At 70.7% G+C, this 16124-nt stretch carries 14 protein-coding genes; 4 read left to right on the top strand and 10 right to left on the bottom strand.

What is annotated here, in order from left to right:
- Positions 1-6 precede the first annotated feature (6 nt).
- Both IG98_RS0128330 and IG98_RS0128325 read right to left on the bottom strand, forming a co-directional pair.
- Positions 7-1053: a Gfo/Idh/MocA family oxidoreductase gene (locus tag IG98_RS0128330; protein WP_211264129.1), complete on the bottom strand. Its 1047-nt coding sequence runs from the start codon at positions 1051-1053 to the stop codon at positions 7-9.
- A complete protein-coding gene (locus IG98_RS0128325) occupies positions 1046-1954 on the bottom strand; it encodes a proteasome assembly chaperone family protein (RefSeq protein ID WP_030918694.1) in 909 nt (302 codons plus the stop codon). The genes IG98_RS0128330 and IG98_RS0128325 overlap by 8 nt, the downstream gene beginning before the upstream one ends.
- Before the next feature lie 101 nt (positions 1955-2055).
- On the opposite strand from IG98_RS0128325, the gene IG98_RS0128320 reads away from it, so the two are divergent.
- Together IG98_RS0128320 and IG98_RS0128315 are read left to right on the top strand one after the other, a co-directional pair.
- Positions 2056-2448, top strand: coding sequence for an ankyrin repeat domain-containing protein (locus tag IG98_RS0128320; protein WP_157594567.1), 393 nt, complete (start codon positions 2056-2058; stop codon positions 2446-2448).
- A gap of 71 nt (positions 2449-2519) precedes the next feature.
- Entirely contained in the window at positions 2520-3509 is a 990-nt protein-coding gene (locus IG98_RS0128315) for a 4-epi-cubebol synthase (protein ID WP_342666853.1), read from the top strand.
- Between the two features lies 1 nt (position 3510).
- On the opposite strand, the gene IG98_RS0128310 is transcribed toward IG98_RS0128315, so the two are convergent.
- A complete protein-coding gene (locus IG98_RS0128310) occupies positions 3511-5622 on the bottom strand; it encodes an ATP-binding protein (RefSeq protein ID WP_037971516.1) in 2112 nt (703 codons plus the stop codon).
- Positions 5623-5789: 167 nt separating this feature from the next.
- Between IG98_RS0128310 and IG98_RS0128305 the strand changes: the two genes are divergently transcribed.
- Entirely contained in the window at positions 5790-5972 is a 183-nt protein-coding gene (locus IG98_RS0128305) for a hypothetical protein (RefSeq protein ID WP_030918684.1), read from the top strand.
- Between the two features lie 99 nt (positions 5973-6071).
- Here IG98_RS0128305 and IG98_RS0128300 read toward each other — a convergent pair whose 3' ends face one another.
- Together IG98_RS0128300 and IG98_RS0128295 are read right to left on the bottom strand one after the other, a co-directional pair.
- Positions 6072-6965 (bottom strand): ABC transporter permease, encoded by an 894-nt coding sequence (locus IG98_RS0128300; protein WP_030918680.1) that lies wholly within the window; start codon positions 6963-6965, stop codon positions 6072-6074.
- Positions 6962-9553, bottom strand: a complete 2592-nt coding sequence (locus IG98_RS0128295) for a CocE/NonD family hydrolase (RefSeq protein WP_157594566.1) — start codon at positions 9551-9553, stop codon at positions 6962-6964. Before IG98_RS0128295 ends, IG98_RS0128300 begins: the two co-directional genes overlap by 4 nt.
- Positions 9554-9776: 223 nt before the next feature.
- On the opposite strand from IG98_RS0128295, the gene IG98_RS0128290 reads away from it, so the two are divergent.
- A complete protein-coding gene (locus IG98_RS0128290; RefSeq protein WP_030918673.1) occupies positions 9777-10937 on the top strand; it encodes a hypothetical protein in 1161 nt (386 codons plus the stop codon).
- Here the strand turns inward: IG98_RS0128290 and IG98_RS0128285 are convergent.
- The 5 genes from IG98_RS0128285 to IG98_RS0128265 all read right to left on the bottom strand — a co-directional run bounded on the left by IG98_RS0128285 (position 10895) and on the right by IG98_RS0128265 (position 15708).
- On the bottom strand, positions 10895-11926 hold the full coding sequence (locus tag IG98_RS0128285) for a copper resistance D family protein (protein WP_030918670.1): 1032 nt from the start codon (positions 11924-11926) through the stop codon (positions 10895-10897). The two genes, IG98_RS0128290 and IG98_RS0128285, sit on opposite strands and share 43 nt — an antisense overlap.
- Positions 11923-12513: a copper resistance CopC family protein gene (locus IG98_RS0128280; RefSeq protein WP_030918668.1), complete on the bottom strand. Its 591-nt coding sequence runs from the start codon at positions 12511-12513 to the stop codon at positions 11923-11925. The genes IG98_RS0128285 and IG98_RS0128280 overlap by 4 nt, the downstream gene beginning before the upstream one ends.
- Before the next feature lie 98 nt (positions 12514-12611).
- Complete coding sequence (locus IG98_RS0128275) at positions 12612-13799, bottom strand: 2-oxo acid dehydrogenase subunit E2 (RefSeq protein WP_030918664.1); 1188 nt, start codon at positions 13797-13799, stop codon at positions 12612-12614.
- The gene (locus tag IG98_RS0128270) at positions 13796-14782 is read right to left on the bottom strand and encodes an alpha-ketoacid dehydrogenase subunit beta (protein WP_030918660.1); all 987 of its coding nucleotides are present in this window, start codon (positions 14780-14782) and stop codon (positions 13796-13798) included. Before IG98_RS0128270 ends, IG98_RS0128275 begins: the two co-directional genes overlap by 4 nt.
- Complete coding sequence (locus IG98_RS0128265) at positions 14779-15708, bottom strand: thiamine pyrophosphate-dependent dehydrogenase E1 component subunit alpha (protein WP_245651747.1); 930 nt, start codon at positions 15706-15708, stop codon at positions 14779-14781. Before IG98_RS0128265 ends, IG98_RS0128270 begins: the two co-directional genes overlap by 4 nt.
- Positions 15709-16124 lie beyond the last annotated feature (416 nt).

Genomic DNA, 16124 nt, shown 5'->3' with positions numbered 1-16124 from the left:
GTCTCCTCAGAGGGTGACGACCCGGCGCTCGGCGGCCGAGCGCCGGGCCGCCTCCAGCACGGTGAGAGCCTCGACGACCTCCTCGGGGCCGACCGGCGGCGGAGCGCCCCGGCGCAGACAGGCGGCCACGGCCGGGTAGAACCCGGCGTAGCCGCCGGGTTCGGTGGGGACGGCGCGGTTGTCGTCGTCGGTGCCGAGGGTGCCCCACCGCTCCGGAGGCTCCACACCGAAGCCAAAAGAGGCGGGGGTGAGACCGGCGCGCAGCTGCTCCTCCTGCACGTCCAGCCCGTACTTCAGGTAGCCCGCCCGCGAGCCGAGCACCCGGAATCGGGGGCCCAGCCGGGAGGTGACCGCGCCGGCCCACAGGTGGGAGCGGGCCCCGCCCGAGTGGGACAGGGCGATGAAGGTGTCGTCGTCGGCGGTCACCCCCGGGCGCCGCACGTCCGACTCGGCGTAGACGTCGACGACCGGGCCGAGCAGGCGCAGAGCCTGGTCGACCAGGTGGCTGCCGAGGTCGTAGAGCAGTCCGGCGACCTCGTCGGTGCCGCCCGTCTCGCGCCAGCCGCCCTTCGGCACCGGCCGCCAGCGCTCGAAGCGCGACTCCAGCCGGGTGACCTCGCCGAGCTCGCCCGCCGAGACCAGCCGTCCGAGCGTCAGGAAGTCGCCGTCCCAGCGCCGGTTCTGGAACACGGTCAGCATCAGGCCCCTCGCGCGCGCCAGCTCCACCAGGCCGCGCGCCTGTCCGGCGGTCGCGGCCAGCGGCTTGTCCACCACGACCGGCAGGCCGGCCCTCAGGGCGACCTCCGCCAGCGGGACGTGGGTGCGGTTGGGGGAGGCGATCACGACCAGGTCGACCGGGTCGGCGCCGTTCCACAGGTCGGCGGCGTCGCCGACCACCCGCGCACCGTACTTCCCCGAGGCCTCGGCGGCCCGGCCGGGGTCACCGGTGACCACCGCGGACAGTCGCATACCGGGGGTCGCGGCGATCAGCGGGGCATGGAAGAACGCCCCCGCCACGCCGTACCCGACGAGGCCGACGCGCAGCTCAGTCACCGCGATGTTCGTCGCGTTCGGCCAGGAACGCCTCGAACTGGGCGGCGAGCTCGTCGCCGGTCGGCATCTCCGCGGACTCGGCCATCAGGCTCTCGCGCTCGGCGCCCGCGGCGAACGCGTCGTACTGCTGTTCCAGGCCGGTGATGGCGGTGGACAGCTCCTGGGAGGCCTCGATCTGCTCGGCGATCTCGGCGTCGGTCTTCCCTGCGGCCTCGCGCAGGCCTTCCAGCGGGAACACCAGCCCGGTGCTCTTGGTGACCGCCTCCAGCGCGGTCACCGCGGCCGAGGGGTATTCGGCCTGCGCCAGGTAATGCGGAACGTGCACGGCGTAGCCGAGGGCGTCGTGCCCCTTGGCGCCGAGCCGGAGCTCGATCAGCGCGGTCACGCTGCCGGGCACCTGGACCTTGCCGAAGGCGCTGGTCTGACCGGCGACGAGTTCGGGCCGGCTGGCATGTCCGGTGACGCCCAGCGGGCGGGTGTGCGGGACGGCCATCGGGATGCCGTGGAAGGTCACCAGTCTGCCGATACCCAGCCGGGTGGCCAGCATTTCGACGGCAGAGGTGAACAGCTCCCACTCGCGGTCCGGCTCGGGGCCGCTGAGCAGCAGGAACGGTGTGTCCATGCTGTCATGGACGAGGTGCAGCGTGAGCTCGGGGCTCTCCACGGCCACCCAGTGGTCGCTGTCGAAGGTCATGGTGGGCCGCCGGGAGCGGTAGTCGAGCAGGCGGTCCACGTCAAAGGTCGCCACAACCCGGTGCTCCAGCTCGTCGAGCAGATGGGTGATGGCGAGCCGTCCGGCGCCACCGGCGTCCACGAACCCGTCGAAGTGGTAGAGCAGCACCGGATCGGTCAGCTCAGGGACGTCTCCACTGAGCCGGTAGAGATCCGTCGGGTCGAACACCGTTTTCCAGCCTTTCGTCGATCGTCTCTTCAGCCCAACCCACGGGGGGCCCGCTGAATTCCGGATGCCCTCGGCGATCACAGGCACCCTATCGGGGCACAATGGGTCACATGCAGCCTGACCCTGAGCTTGAGGGGTTCGCAACCCGTCTGTTCGACCTGGCGAGAGCCGGTGAGACGGAGACGCTCCGCGCCTATGTCGAGGCAGGGGTTCCCGCCGACCTCACCAACGACAAGGGCGACACACTGCTGATGCTCGCCGCCTACCACGGCCACGCCGAGACGGTCCGGGCACTCGCCGCGCTGGGCGCCGACCCAGGCAGGGCCAACGACCGGGGGCAGACGCCGCTGGCGGGTGCGGTCTTCAAGAAGGAGCCCGACGTGATCAGGGCGCTCCTTTCGGCCGGTGCCGACCCGGATGCCAGAACTCCCTCGGCGACGGACACGGCCCGGATATTCGGCCAGGACGAATATCTGAAATGGTTCGGTCATTAACCTGAAAATTGCGATATCCAGGTGTTTACCGATGTATAGGAAAACTATCGTCCTTCAGCCATCCTTGAGGAGTGGGAACTACTACTACGCGTAGGTCAGGCCTACCGCTTCGCGTCCCCCCTTTACCCTGTCCCTTTCCCAGCGAGGTCAGCCCACATGTCGAAAGGGTCAACGCCGAGACCCTCGACTGGCTGGTGGGCACCGGCATCCTGGAGGATGCCGAGACCGTGGAGCGCTATCGGCGGGCGAAGTACGGCTGGCTGGGGGCCCGTACGTATCCCTACGCCGAGCACCACATGCTCCGCCTGGTGACCGACTGGTGCGTGTGGCTGTTCGCCTTCGACGACGCCTTCTGCGAGTCGGGCCGCGGCGCAGGTGAGATAACCCGCGCTCTGCCCCGGCTGTTCACCGTCCTCGACGACCTGGAGGCCGGGCAGCAGGTCGACGACGTCTTCGCCAGGACGCTCCTGGAGATCAAGGGCAGGATCGCCAAATACGGGGACGACGACCAGCTCGACCGCTGGTGCTCCGTTACCAAGGACTACCTCTTCGCCCAGGTGTGGGAGGCCGCCAACTGCGAGGCCGATGTGGTCCCGCAGGTGGACGACTACCTCTTCATGCGGCGGCGCACCGGTGCCATGCTCACGGTCTTCGCCCTCATCGACGTCGCGAGCGGACGCGCCCTCACCCCCGAGGAGTGGCGCCACCCCGACGTCAAGGCGATCACCGAGAGCGCCAACGACGTGGTGGTCTGGGACAACGACCTCATCTCCTACGCCAAGGAGAGCGAGGGGGTCAACTCCCGAAACAACCTGGTGAGCGTGCTCGCCAGACACCGGGGCTACTCCCGGCAGCAGGCGATGGAGGCGATCGGCGCCATGCGCAACCGGGCCATCGCCGACATGGTGGCGCTGCGCCCCTCCCTGGAGAGACTCGGCTCCGAGGCGGTGCTCGCCTACGTGCGCGGCCTGGAGTTCTGGATCAGTGGCAGCGTCGACTACTCGCTGACCAGTTCCCGCTATACGACGGCCTGGCAGCAGGAGGAACAGCCCGCCGGGTGACTCACCCGGAGACCTGACCGTCCTCGTGGTCTCCGAGCGCGAGGACGATCAGCTCCTCCAGGTTCAGCTTCCTGCCCCGGGAGAAGGCCTCCTCGTGTGCCTCGTCGCCGAGGATGCGCCTGCACTCCTTGACGCAGCGGTCGTGCTCGGAGTTGAAGAACGGGGAGCCCATCTGCGGCATCCCGAAGGTCCGCCAGTTGGCCTGACCACCGCCCATCAGCAGGGAGGCGAGCACCGGCTGGCCGTCCTCCAGCGCCTGCCTGGCGACCACCTCGATCGCCAGGCCGATGCCGAGCACGTCGTGGAAGTAGCGTTTGAGGCGGAGTGCCTCACGGGCGTTCGAGGTGGCCTCGGGCGAGCGGCCCATCGCCTGGCACACGCTGGCGAGCGCGTAGATGGCGTACGAGCGCAGCCACAGCTCGCCGCGCTGGGTGCAGACCGCGATGCAGTCGCGCAGCAGCACCTCGGCCTCGGCCGGCTCGTTCTGGATGAGCAGCACCATGGACAGCTCGACGATCGAGGGGAGCAGACCCGGGTTGAGCTCCCGCCCGCTCTTGTGGAACTCGATCGCCACGCCCAGCAGCGCGCTCGCCTTCTGCAGGTCGTTCTGGAGGAAGGCGGCGGTGCCGAGCATCTTGGTGGCCAGGATGACCGCGCCCGAGTCGCCGACCCTGACGGCGTCCGAGCTGCACTGCTCCGCGGCCTCGATGGCACCGCTGATGTTGCCCTGCGCGCTGTTGATGTAGGACAGCACCCAGAGCGCCTTGCACCGCTCGGTGCTCGGCTGGCGGGCCAGATCCAGGGTCTTCTCCAGATAGAGCCTGCCCTCGCGGGCCAGCCCGCAGGCGACCCACATGAACCACAGGGAGGACAGCAGCTTCAGCCCGGACTGCACCTCGCCGGGGGTGCGCAGGCAGTAGTCGAGCGCGACGCGGATGTTGTCGTGCTCGTGGCGCATTCTGACGTACCAGTAGACCTGGCGGGCGCCCGACCAGGCGTCCTCGCTCCTTGAGGCCAGCTGCAGGTAGTAGTCGCGGTGCTTCTCCCTGATCCGGTCGCGCTCGCCGAGCTTGTCCAGCCACTCCTCGCCGTACTGCCGCAGGGTGTCGATCAGCTGGTAGCGGTGCCCGGACGGCGTGCCGTTGCTCAGCAGGATCGACTTCTCCACCAGGCTGGAGATGAGGTCCATGATGTCCTCTGAGGGGAGACTGTCCCCTGAGCAGACGTAGCGGGCGGCATCGAGCTCGAAGTCTCCCGCGAAGACCGACAGCCGTGCCCACAGGAGCCGCTCGGCCGGCTCGCACAGCTCGTGGCTCCAGCCGATCGCGGCCCTCAGCGTCTGGTGCCTGGGCAGTGCGGTGCGGCTGGCCCCCGCGAGCAGGCTGAACCGGTCGGCCAGCAGGCCGAGGATCTGCTCCACGGAGAGCGCGCGCATCCGGACCGCGGCCAGCTCGATGGCGAGCGGGATGCCGTCGAGACGGCGGCAGAGTTCGGCCACCGGGCCGATGTTGCCCTCGTCCAGCATGAAGTTGGGCACCACCGCACTGGCCCGCGCGACGAAGAGCTGAACCGCCTCGTTGGTGAAGACGTCCTCGCCCGGGGAGTCGCCGGGGACGGTCAACGGCGGGATGGTGACCGTGTACTCGCCCCTGGCGTTCAGCGACTGGCGGCTGGTCGCCAGGATGGTCAGGCCCTTGGCGCTGCGGAGCAGGTCCTCGAAGAGCGCGGCGCACGCGTCGACCAGGTGCTCGCAGGTGTCGATGATCAGGAGGATCTCGCGGTCGCCCAGCCACTCGATCAGCGTCTCGTCCGCCGAGCGGGCGGACTGGTCGGCGATCCCGAGGGCCGAGGTGATCGTGTGGCGCACCATCCCCGAGTCCTGGAGGCGGGCCAGGTCGGCGAACCAGACGCCGTCCTTGAACTGGCTGCGCATCAGGTGCGCGATCCGCAGGGCGGTGCGTGACTTGCCGACCCCTCCGATACCGGTCACCGTGACCAGGCGGTGCTCGCCCAACCGCTGCCTGAGCGTGGTGAGCAACCTGGTGCGCCCCACGAAGCTGGTCAGCTCGTTGGGGAGATTGCCGTCTCGCCGCCATCCTGCTGGCGTTGTCATGGCGCCTCACGGGGGTCGCGGAAACCTGCCCTCGCATCGTACCCGCTGGGCTTTCGGCTGTCTCAGGCGTCGCCAAGCCCCGCCGCTCTTCTCCATGGAGAGACAAGCCCCGCCCCTCTTCCCCGCGGTGAGAGAAGAGGGGCGGGGCGGATGGCTAGCATGGGCATGTGACAGTGCTCGAACCCGATGACCTGCGTCCCGACGACCTGCGTCCCGTCGACCTCGCCGACGACGGCCTGCCGGTCCTGCCCGACCAGACCGCCGACGACACCGACGTCGGCTGGAGCGAGTGGCGCGAGGCCGACGACGACGCCCGCCTGATCGAGGAGCGTCCCCCGCACTGGGGCTAGGCCCTGGACCCTCTGCCCGCCGCGGTCGGTCAGGCGGCGCCTCGCCTTGCGAGACCCACCTGACCGATCCTCACCACGGCAGGATCCGCGGGACAGGGCTCAGGAGACCACGTCCTTGCTCCGGAAGCGGCGGAAGGCGAACGCGACCAGGATCGCCGAGTAGGTGACCGCGACGGCCACCCCCTTGAGCATGCCCTCGTACGAGGGCTGGGGTGCCAGGGCGTCCAGCCACGCGTTGTTCCAGAAGGTCGGCAGGAACTCCCTGAGCGAGCCGAGCGCCTCGACCGCCTGCAGGATGTTGCTGACGATCACCAGGCCGACCGCGCCGCCGACCGCGCCCAGCGGGGAGTCGGTGCTGACGGAGAGCAGGAAGGCCAGGGCCGCGACCACGAACTGGCTGACCAGGGCGTAGCCGATCACCACGCCGAACCGGGGCAGCACGTCCAGCGCGGCGATCGTCTCGCCGGTCCCCGGCACCCGGACGTCGTTCCAGCCGAAGGCGAGGGTGCCGGCCAGCAACGCCATCACCGGCAGGCAGACCACCGCCGCCGCGGAGTAGCCCATCGCGACGACCAGCTTCTGCCGCAGCAGCCGGTCGCGCGGGATCGGGGAGGCCAGCAGGTAGCGCAGCGACGACCAGCTGGCCTCGCTGGCCACGCTGTCGCCGCAGAACAGCGCCACCGCGATGACCAGCAGGAAGCTCGCGGACACCGACAGGGCGAACGCGGCGAAGTTCAGGCCGCCCTCGACGGCCAGGTCGGAGATACGCAGCGAGGTGCCGGGCGGCGCCGACCCGGCGCCGACCTTGAAGGCGATCACCAGGATCCATGGCAGCGCGAGCAGCAGGCCGAACATCACCAGCGTGCGGCGCCGCTTGAACTGGCGGACGATCTCCACGGCGAGCGGCAACGTACGGCCCGGCGCGTACCCGCGCGCCGAGCCGTTCCGCGAGAGGCCGGCCGGGACGGTGAGGGCGGCGTTGGAGTCGCTCATGTCGTGTTTCCGATCAGGTCCAGGAAGACGTCCTCCAGGCGGGTGCCCGAGCCGTTGACCGGGGTGCGGCTGGCCAGCAGCTCGCTCACGGTCCCGGCCGTGACCAGGCGCCCGCGGTGCATGACCACCGCGCGGCTGCAGGTCTGCTCGACCTCCGACAGCAGGTGGCTGGAGACGATGACGGTGCGGCCCTGTTCCGCGTAGCGGATCAGGACCTCGCGCATCTCGCGGATCTGGGGCGGGTCGAGTCCGTTGGTGGGCTCGTCCAGTACCAGCAGATCGGGCAGGCCGAGCATGGCCTGGGCGATGGCCAGGCGCTGGCGCATGCCCTGGGAGTAGGTGCGGACGGCGCGGTCCAGGGCCTTGCCGAGCCCGGCGATCTCCAGGGCCTCGGCGAATCCGGCGTCCTCGGCGGGCCGCCCGGTCGCCTTCCAGTACAGCTCCAGGTTCTCGCGGCCGTTGAGATGCGGCAGGAAACCCGGGCCCTCGACGAACGAGCCGAGCCTGGACAGCACCGGTGCGCCGGGCACCACCCGGTGACCGAAGATCCGGATCTCGCCGCCGTCGGGCCGGATCAGGCCCATCAGCATGCGCAGGGTGGTGGTCTTGCCCGCCCCGTTGGGGCCGAGCAGGCCGAGCACCTGGCCGTGCTCCACGGTGAACGACAGGTCGTCCACCGCGCGCTCGCCGTTCCGGTACGCCTTGGTCAGCCCGCTGATCCGCAGCGGTACGGAGGCCAGTTCGGGATCGTGCTCGTCGGTGGTGCGGCGGCGCCCGGCGAGCAGCAGGACGGTCGCGACGACGAGGGATGCCAGCGGCAGCGCCCAGATCCACCAGGCGGGGTTGGTCGAGGGGGTGCGCAGAGCTGCGTGGGTGGGGACGGTCACGGCCGGCGAGGCCAGGGCGACCCGGTAGACGGCCGGGGCCGCCGGGGTGCTGTAGCCCAGGTCGGTGGTGGTGAACGCGACCCGCAGCCGGTGTCCGACGTCGAATCTGTGGTCGACGGCGGGCAGGGTCACCGTGGCCTCGCCCGAGCCGTCCGCGCCGGTCGTGATCCTGAGCGGGGCGACGAGCCCCTCGGGCAGGACCGGCGCCTGGGTCGCGCCCGCGACGTCGTAGAGCTTGGCGAACAGGGTGACCTCGCCCGCCGTGCTCTTCGCCTCGCCGCTCCCGGTCCGCGCGTCGGGCACGGGTTCCAAGGTCACCCGGACCCGTACCGTCGAGCTGCCGGTGACCTGGAGCGGGGCGGTCAGCGGGGAGGAGTCGAAGGTGGCGCTCTGCCCCGCCATGTCGAGGGACAGGTTCACACCTGAGCCACCGGCGAGGCCGCCGAAGCCGGGCACCGCGGAGATCGAGGAGGGAGAGCCGCCGGGAGGGTTGGCCACCGGCTGGTCGGGGCCGCTGAGCGGTACGGAGGTCTGGCCGCTGCCCGACAGCCCGGGGTAGCCGTCGGCCGTGGCGTGCAGCTGGAGCGGGCGGCGGGTGCCGGGATCGCGGCCGCCGTCGCGGGTGACCGTGAAGGCGCCGCCGGCCTGGGCCGCGTCGCCGATCTCCTTCAGGTGGCGGTCGAACCAGCCGAGCGTTTTTTCGTGCAGCCAGTCGACCTCGCCGTTGCCGCCGTCGTGGCCGCCGTCGAACCAGGCGACCTGCACCGGGGCGCCGGTGGCGGCGACGGCCTTGGCGTTGGCGTCCGCGTGGCCCAGCGGGAACAGCGAGTCGCGCTGCCCCTGCAGCAGCAGCGTCGGAATCCTGATCTTCCCGGGCACCGAGATCGGGCTCGACCTGCGCAGCGTCTCCACCGCGCTCGCCGTCGCCCGGCCGCTCTGGGCCACCTGCTGGTACATGTCGCAGATCTCCGGCAGGAACCGGCCGCAGCGCACCTCCTCGGCGGTGAGCGGCCGCTCCTCACCCTCACCGTCCCCCTGGCCGGGGCCGAGGGCGGCCGGGGCGGGGCCGCCCCTGCTGAAGAAGAGCCCGGCCCACATGCGCTTGAACACCCCGTTCTGGGGCCCCTGCCCGGTGGCGTCGGGGAACAGCGCGTCGGCCAGGTCGTACCAGGTGATCTGCGGGACGATCGCGTCGATCCTGGGGTCGTGGGCGGCGGCCATCAGCGCGATGGCCCCGCCGTACGAGCCGCCCGCGATGCCCACCCGCGGGTCGCCCGCCGCGTCGAGCCGGACCTCGGGCCGCTTCGCGACCCAGTCGACCAGCTGGCGCACGTCCTTGACCTCGTAGTCGGGGGAGTTCAGCGCGATCTGCCCCGAGGAGCGGCCGAAGCCCCGCGCCGACCAGGTCAGCACGGCGTAACCGTCCTGGGCCAGCCGCACCGCGGCGTCCCTGACGCTCTGCTTGCTGCCGCCGAAGCCGTGCGCGAGCAGCACCGCCGGAGCCCTGCCGCCTCCGGCGGGAGGGAAGAAACTCGCGTCCAGCGTGACCCGCTGGTCGTCGCCCGGCCCGTCGAGCACTGTGATCATCTGCTCCTGGGCCCGTACGTCCGGTGCGGACGGCCAGACCAGCCAGGCCACGACGCCGACGGCCAGCACGGTGACCACCGCGATCCAGGTGACCCACCTTGCCGCACGTTTCACCGGTTCTCCTTGAGCGTGGGAATCCCCCCTTCGAAAGAGGGAGGGGTGTCACGGGAGCTTACTGATCCAGGCTGAGATGCTCCTGAGACGACTCTCAGGAGCATCCCCGCCGGTCATCCGGGAAAGGACGATCGCCTGTGTCGGAAGGGTGGGCGGTCGCCCCGATCACTCGGGGATGTCCCTGATTGCGGACCGAGGTGAAGGAGCGGCATCATTTCGACACGTGAAGCCAGTAGAAAGCCTCCGAAGAAGAGCCACTCCGGTCATCGAGTGGGCTCTGCCGTATTGGACGCGAGGAAAGGCCGGCAGGGAGACCCCGGAGGACCTGTTCAGGCTCCTCTACTTCGGGTGGCTGGTGGCTTTTTCCTTCAAGGTGCTCGGGGCCTCCTGGGACGTCTCCTGGCACTTCAAGTGGCTCCGTGACGACCTGGCCCCGCCGCACCTGCTCAACAGTGTCGGCACCGCCATCGCCCTCGCGCTCACGATCATCCACATCTACACCGGTTACGGCGTCGACAAGCTCGCGCAGCGCCTCATCGCCTGGGGTACGGCGATCTTCCTGATCGCGGTGCCGCTCGACCTGATCAACCACCGGGTCAACGGGCTCGACATCACCTCGTGGAGCCCGTCCCACCTGATGCTCTACATCGGCACGCTCTTCATGCTCTGCGGCGTGACCTGGGGCTGGTTCATCCGGGCGGTTCCCGGCCGGACGCGCACGCTGGTCCTCGGCGGGCTCTTCGTGTTCCTCTTCGAGAACGTCTGGTTCCCGGAACAGCACCAGGAGTACGGGGTCTACGGCCTCGCCGCCTGGGACAGGGGCGAGCCGGACGCGGAGCCGATCCTGATCAGGTTCGCCGCCGACCAGATCGGCCTGCCGGTGGACGACCGGGCGGTGGCGCTGCACTTCACGCTGCCCGTGCCCGACCAGCTCTACCCGCTCTACGCCGTGATCGCCGCCATGCTGGTGGCCGTCTGCGCCCGCGCGATGATCGGCCGGATGTTCTCCGCCACCGCGGTGGTCGGCGCCTACGTGGTCTTCCGCACTCTGATCTGGCCCCTGCTCGCGGTCGTCGACTTCCCGCGCTCGGCGGTGCCGGTCTTCCTGATCGCCGGGGCACTCGCCGTCGACCTGGCGTTCCTGATCAGAATGCCCGTGGTCAGGGCGCTGGTCGGCGCACTCGGCGTCACCCTCATCGTCGACCAGGCGCTCCGCTTCCAGCACGCGATGTTCATGGCGCCCCCGCTGGTGCCCCCCGCGACCATGCTGATCGGGGGGGCGGGGCTGGCCGTCCTGTGGCTGGCGTTCGAATGGGCGTGTGGCCGCTACACGCTCCGGGCTCAGGACAGGGAGGCCGTGGTCAGCGCCACCGCCACCCCGTAGGCGAGTCCCATCACGGTGATCTCGGCCGCCGCCCACGCGACGACCGCCGTCGCCCGCCGCTCCGCGATGTGCGGCAGCAGGCGGAAGCGGATGTGGGCGGCGAACGGGATCAGCAGGGCCACGCAGGCGACCTTGGCCACCACCAGCGGACCGTACTGACCGCTCAGCAGCGCCCCCGGCAGCTCCACCCCGGGGGTGAGGGCCATCGTGGCGAGCCCGGTCACCAGCCCGGAGACGCTGACCAGGACCAGTGCCAGGGTGGCCAGCCTGGAGAACTTCGGCAGCACCCGCGCCAGCAGCTCCCGGTCCGCGGCGACCAGCAGGATGACGGTGAGCAGGCCGCCGGTCCAGGCCGCCGCACCCATCACGTGCAGTTCCATTGAGATCATGATGGGGTCGTGCCAGACCGAGTTGACGGCGTGGCCGGTGACCGGGATCGGCAGCAGCCCGAAGAAGGCGATCACGATCCGCAGCTCGGCGGGGACCTTCTCGCCGTACCGTACGGCCAGCAGCCCGATCCCGGCGTAGGAGAGCGCGCAGGCGGCGCTGAAGAGCATGCCCTGCCCGGCACCGACGCCATCCACGTACTCGGCGATCATCGACGGGGTGGGGATCAGCCCGGGGTTCAGCTCGGCCGTCTGGAAGACGATGATGAGCAGTGCCAGCAGCGCCCACGCCCAGGCGAAGGTCACGGCCATCGGCCGCGCCCGGCGCATCACCGGTTCGGTCCGCTCGGGGTCGTCGAACCCGAGCATCTTCGGCAGCAGGCTCAGCCCGACCACCGCCACCGTCGCCAGGTCCAGCAGCACCCGCAGCACCGGCAGGCCGTACTCCACCAGCGGCCCGGGGATGACGATCCCCGGCACCGCCTCCTGCGCGGTGAACGCGGTCGCGGCCAGCACCGCCAGCACGCCCCCCGACACGAACCCGCCGGCCACCAGCCTCCTGGCGGTGCCGGCCTCGGGGACCCGCTCGGTGGTCACGGTCATCCCGCGCCCCCCTCCTTCGTACGGCGCATCGCCACGACGGTGGCCCCGCCGAGCAGGACGATGGAGGCGGCGATCCACAGCACCGCCATCCCGGCCCCGCCGTTCTGCGCGGCCTCGGCGGCCTGGGCGCCCAGATCGGGGCTCTGAGCTGCGGCGGCCGGGTCTGTGGGTGCCGGGTCCGTGGGTGCCTGCCCGGTACCGGCCTGCGCGGAGGAGGCCGGGCCGGGTGCCGTCAGGGTGAAGGTGATCTTGCTGGAGACCGGGTGGCCGTCGGCGGAGAGGATCCGGTAGCCCACCACGTACTCCCCGGCGGGGCCGAGGGCCTTCACGCGGACGCTGGCCTTCGTCCTGTCGACCGCCGTCTTGCCGTCCTCCCACCGTGTGCCGTCGGGACCGGTCACGCTGATCTGCGCGAAGCCCTGCCGGACGGGCTGGTCGAAGGTGAGCGTGATCGTCTCGGGTCCGGTGGCCAGCTCGGCACCGTCCTTGGGGTCGCTGTCGATCAGCACGTTGTGGGCCTGAGCCGGGGGGACCGCGCAGAGCAGCGCGGCGCACGCGAGCAACAGGACCGTGAGTAGCCGCCTCACCGGTCGTGGCCTTCCGTTGGGTACTTCATGACCTCGACATGTTCCCACCTTCACCTCGCGCTGGGGAACGGCGTCCGGAGGCAGGGGCGGCCGGGGCGTCAGACGTCGCCGTTTCCCGGTTTCTCCAGGGCGGACCTGAGCGCGCCGAGGAACTCCGCCGCGTCGCGGCCGTTGACGAAGCGGTGGTCGTAGGCGAGGCCGAGGGAGACCACCTTCCTGGTGACGAAGGCGCCTTCGCGGGTCTGCACCACCTCGGGGCGCGGGGCGCCGAGGGAGAGCGCGCAGATCTGGCCGGGGAAGACGATCGGGATCGCGGTGATCACCGAGGTGTCGGTGTGCAGGGTGAGCATGATGTTGCCGCCCACCAGGTCGCGTTCCCTGAAGGTCCCGCTCAGCGCGGTCTTACGGAAGCCCGCCAGGTCGCGGGCGATCTCGTCGAGCGGGCGCCGGCCCGCGTCGCGCACCACCGGTACGTACATGCCGCCTCCGACGTCGACGGTCACCCCCACCTCCGCCGTCGTGGCGCGGCGGGCGCGGCGGCCGTCGACGGGGGTGGCGAAGAAGAGGGGGAAGCGGTCGAGCAGTCGCCCGGTCGCCCGGACGAGCAGTTCGGGCAGGCCGATGAGAGCACGTAGCCGCTTCGTCTCCGCTCGGGCGAAGGGCAGCGCGTCCGTCACGTCCACCCGCATGACCGTGAAGGAGGCGGGGATCTCCCGGTGCGACCGCTCGACCACCTCGGCGGTACGCCGCTGTGCCCTGGACGGCTCGATCAGCTGGGAGTCGTCCTGGTCAGGCGGGATGAGCGGGGCGGTACCCCTCATCGGTTCGATCGGGGGAAGGGTGACGCTCACCGCGCCGCCCGTTCTGGCCCGCGAGGTGTGCGGCGGGACCAGGTCGGCCCGCCTGACCACCTTCCTGCCGAGGGCCCGGACCTGATCCATGGAGATGCCGTACTCCGCCATGGCCTGCCGGGCGGGGGCGGTGATGACGATCTCCTCCGGCTCCGCGCCGGTCTCGGCGGGTGCGGATGCGAGATCGTCTCCGGGGTCCTCGCCGTCGGGCAGCAGGCGGGCGATGACCTGGCCGGGAGAGCACTCGGCGCCCACCTGAAGCAGGTGCCGCAGCGTCCCGTCCCGTTCGGCGGTCAGCTCCTCGGCCGCCTTGGAGGTCTCCAGCACCGCGAGCGGTTCCCCGGCCCGTACGGCCTGGCCGTCCTTCGCCTCCCACTCCACCAGCAGGTACGAGGCGTCGTTGTTGTTGAGCTTGGGTACCCGGACCTCGGTCAAGACAGGACCTCCGCGACGGCGTGCCGGATCCGGCCGGACTGGACGAGGATCTCGCGCTCCAGGTGGGGGGCGGCCGGGATGACGCTGTCGGCCGCGCTGATGAGGCTGATGGGGCGGCGCAGGGTGGACCAGAGCCGGGGGTGGAGCACCCGCGCCACCTCGGCGCCCCAGGTGCCGCCCTCCGAGCCGTCCTCGACGACGCACACGTGCCGGGCACGGTCGAGCCCGGGGAGGGTGGGTAGCGGGTAGAGCCGCGCGGGGACCAGCAGCTCGCAGGCCACGTCCTCCTCCATCAGCAGGGCGCGCATGGCGTCAAGCGCCCGGTGGGTCATGCCACCGTGGACGATCAGCGTGCAGTCGGGCTCGGTCACGCCGTCCACGAAGACCCGGGCGACGCCGTCGGTCAGTTCGTAGCGGAACAGGTCGTCCACGACACCGTCCTCGTACCTGCGCCGGGTGTAGAGGACCTTGTCCTCGAAGAACAGGCAGGGCTGTTCCAGGGCGAACATCAGGGCGAACAGCTCGCCCGCGTCGTGGAAGGGGGTCATCTCGAACAGCGAGAGGCCGGGCACGCCGATGAAGTGCTTCTGCGGGCTCTGGCTGTGGGTGGGGCCGTAGCCGCGGTTGCCGCCCGACGGGCAGCGGACGACCAGCGGGACCGGGACCTTCCTGCCGTACATGGCGGTGGACTTGGCGGCGAAGTTCACCAGCTGGTCGAAGGCGAGCGCGGCGAAGTCGGCGAACATGATCTCGACGATCGCGCGGTCCCCGGCCAGCGCCAGGCCCGCGCCGATCCCGGCGATCGCCCCTTCGCTCAGCGGGGTGGACCGGACGCGGCGGCCGAACCGGGTGGACAGGCCCTTGGTGACCTTGAAAGCCCCGCCGTACGGATCGCTGATGTCCTCACCGAGCAGGTGTACGCGCGGGTCGGCCTCCATGAGGTCGTGCAGTGCCCGGTTGAGGTGTTCGGAGACGCGGGTCACGGGCGCTCCCAGACCGACGGGGGGCGGGCGGCGACCTCGGCGGCGATCCGCTCGACCCGCTCACGGGCCGCCAGGTCAAGGGCGGCGAAGTGCTCGGGAAAGTCCCGCGCGTAGCGGGCGTACCAGTCGTGGGCGGCGGCCAGGGCGATCTCCTCGGGGGTGCGGGTGTCGTCGCCCTTGCTGTGCGGGCCGATCCGGTGGGTGACGAACTCGACCACCAGCGGGCGCGACTCCCCGCGGACCACGCCGAGCAGGGGCGCCAGCTCGGCGCGGATCTCGCCGACCTCGGTGGAGGTCACCCGGTGGTGCGGGATGTCGAACGCGGCGGCACGGGCCGCGATGCTCCCGGCCATCTGCGCCGACGTCGGGGTGGACTGGGCGATGCCGTTGTTCTCGACGACGACCAGCAGCGGGACCTTCCAGAGCCGCGCCATGTTGAGCGCCTCGTAGACCGCCCCCTCGCCCCAGGTGCCGTCACCGACGTAGGCGCAGGTGAGCGCGCCCGTCTCGGTGAGCTTCAGCGCCACGCCGACCGCGACGGGCAGGCTCTCGCCCTGGACGCCGGTGGACAGGAAGCGGCGGTGGTAGACGTGCTGGCTGCCACCGACCCCGGCGCAGAGCGCGCCCTCGCGACCCATGATCTCGGCGAGCAGTCCGTGCGGCTCGGTGTACCTGGCCAGGAAGTGCCCGTGGCCGCGGTGGTTGCTGAGGACGAAGTCGTCATCGTGGAGCAGCGGCGAGAGCGCGACCGGGATGTACTCCTGGCCCAGGCAGGTGTGGGTGGTCCCGCTCAGCTCACCCGCCTCGAAGAGCCTGAGCAGGGTCAACTCGAAGTGCCGGATGAGCAGGAGGAGCTCCAGGTCCTCTCTCGGCGGCGGGGACGGCGGCTGCCGCAGGCACGGGGGGATGGGGGCGGTGACGACCACGTGTGCGCTCCTGGCATCGAACGATCTTGGGGAACACGCTCGGCCACTGGGGCGGAGGCGGCATGGGAGCGCTCCCATCCGGAGCGTAGGAGGCGTACGAATGAGAGTCAATGACTGTGCGGATGACAGATATTCAAGAAATGAAGAATAGGTGCATTCATCTGCAAAAATGGCCTAAAAGGTGGTTTGTTTGGGTTTATCGGGCTCGAAAACAGCGCTGTAACCTTGACGAATTCGGCGGGAGATCTCTAGCCTCCTCCGTGGGAGCGTTCCCACGACGCCGTGCATCCGCGCGGTGACATGAGGCGCCCGGTCGGGCGCCTCCATCTCGCCCGAACGCTCACATCTTTCGGCGCCGGGGTGACTCCGCGCCGCGCAGGTCCTCTTGGCCGCGCCGATCCGGCCGGCCGACATGG

Origin of the sequence: Streptosporangium amethystogenes, assembly GCF_000721075.1 — a bacterium.
In the GTDB taxonomy this organism is placed as follows: domain Bacteria; phylum Actinomycetota; class Actinomycetes; order Streptosporangiales; family Streptosporangiaceae; genus Streptosporangium; species Streptosporangium amethystogenes.
This window is presented reverse-complemented; position numbering and strand designations above follow the sequence as displayed.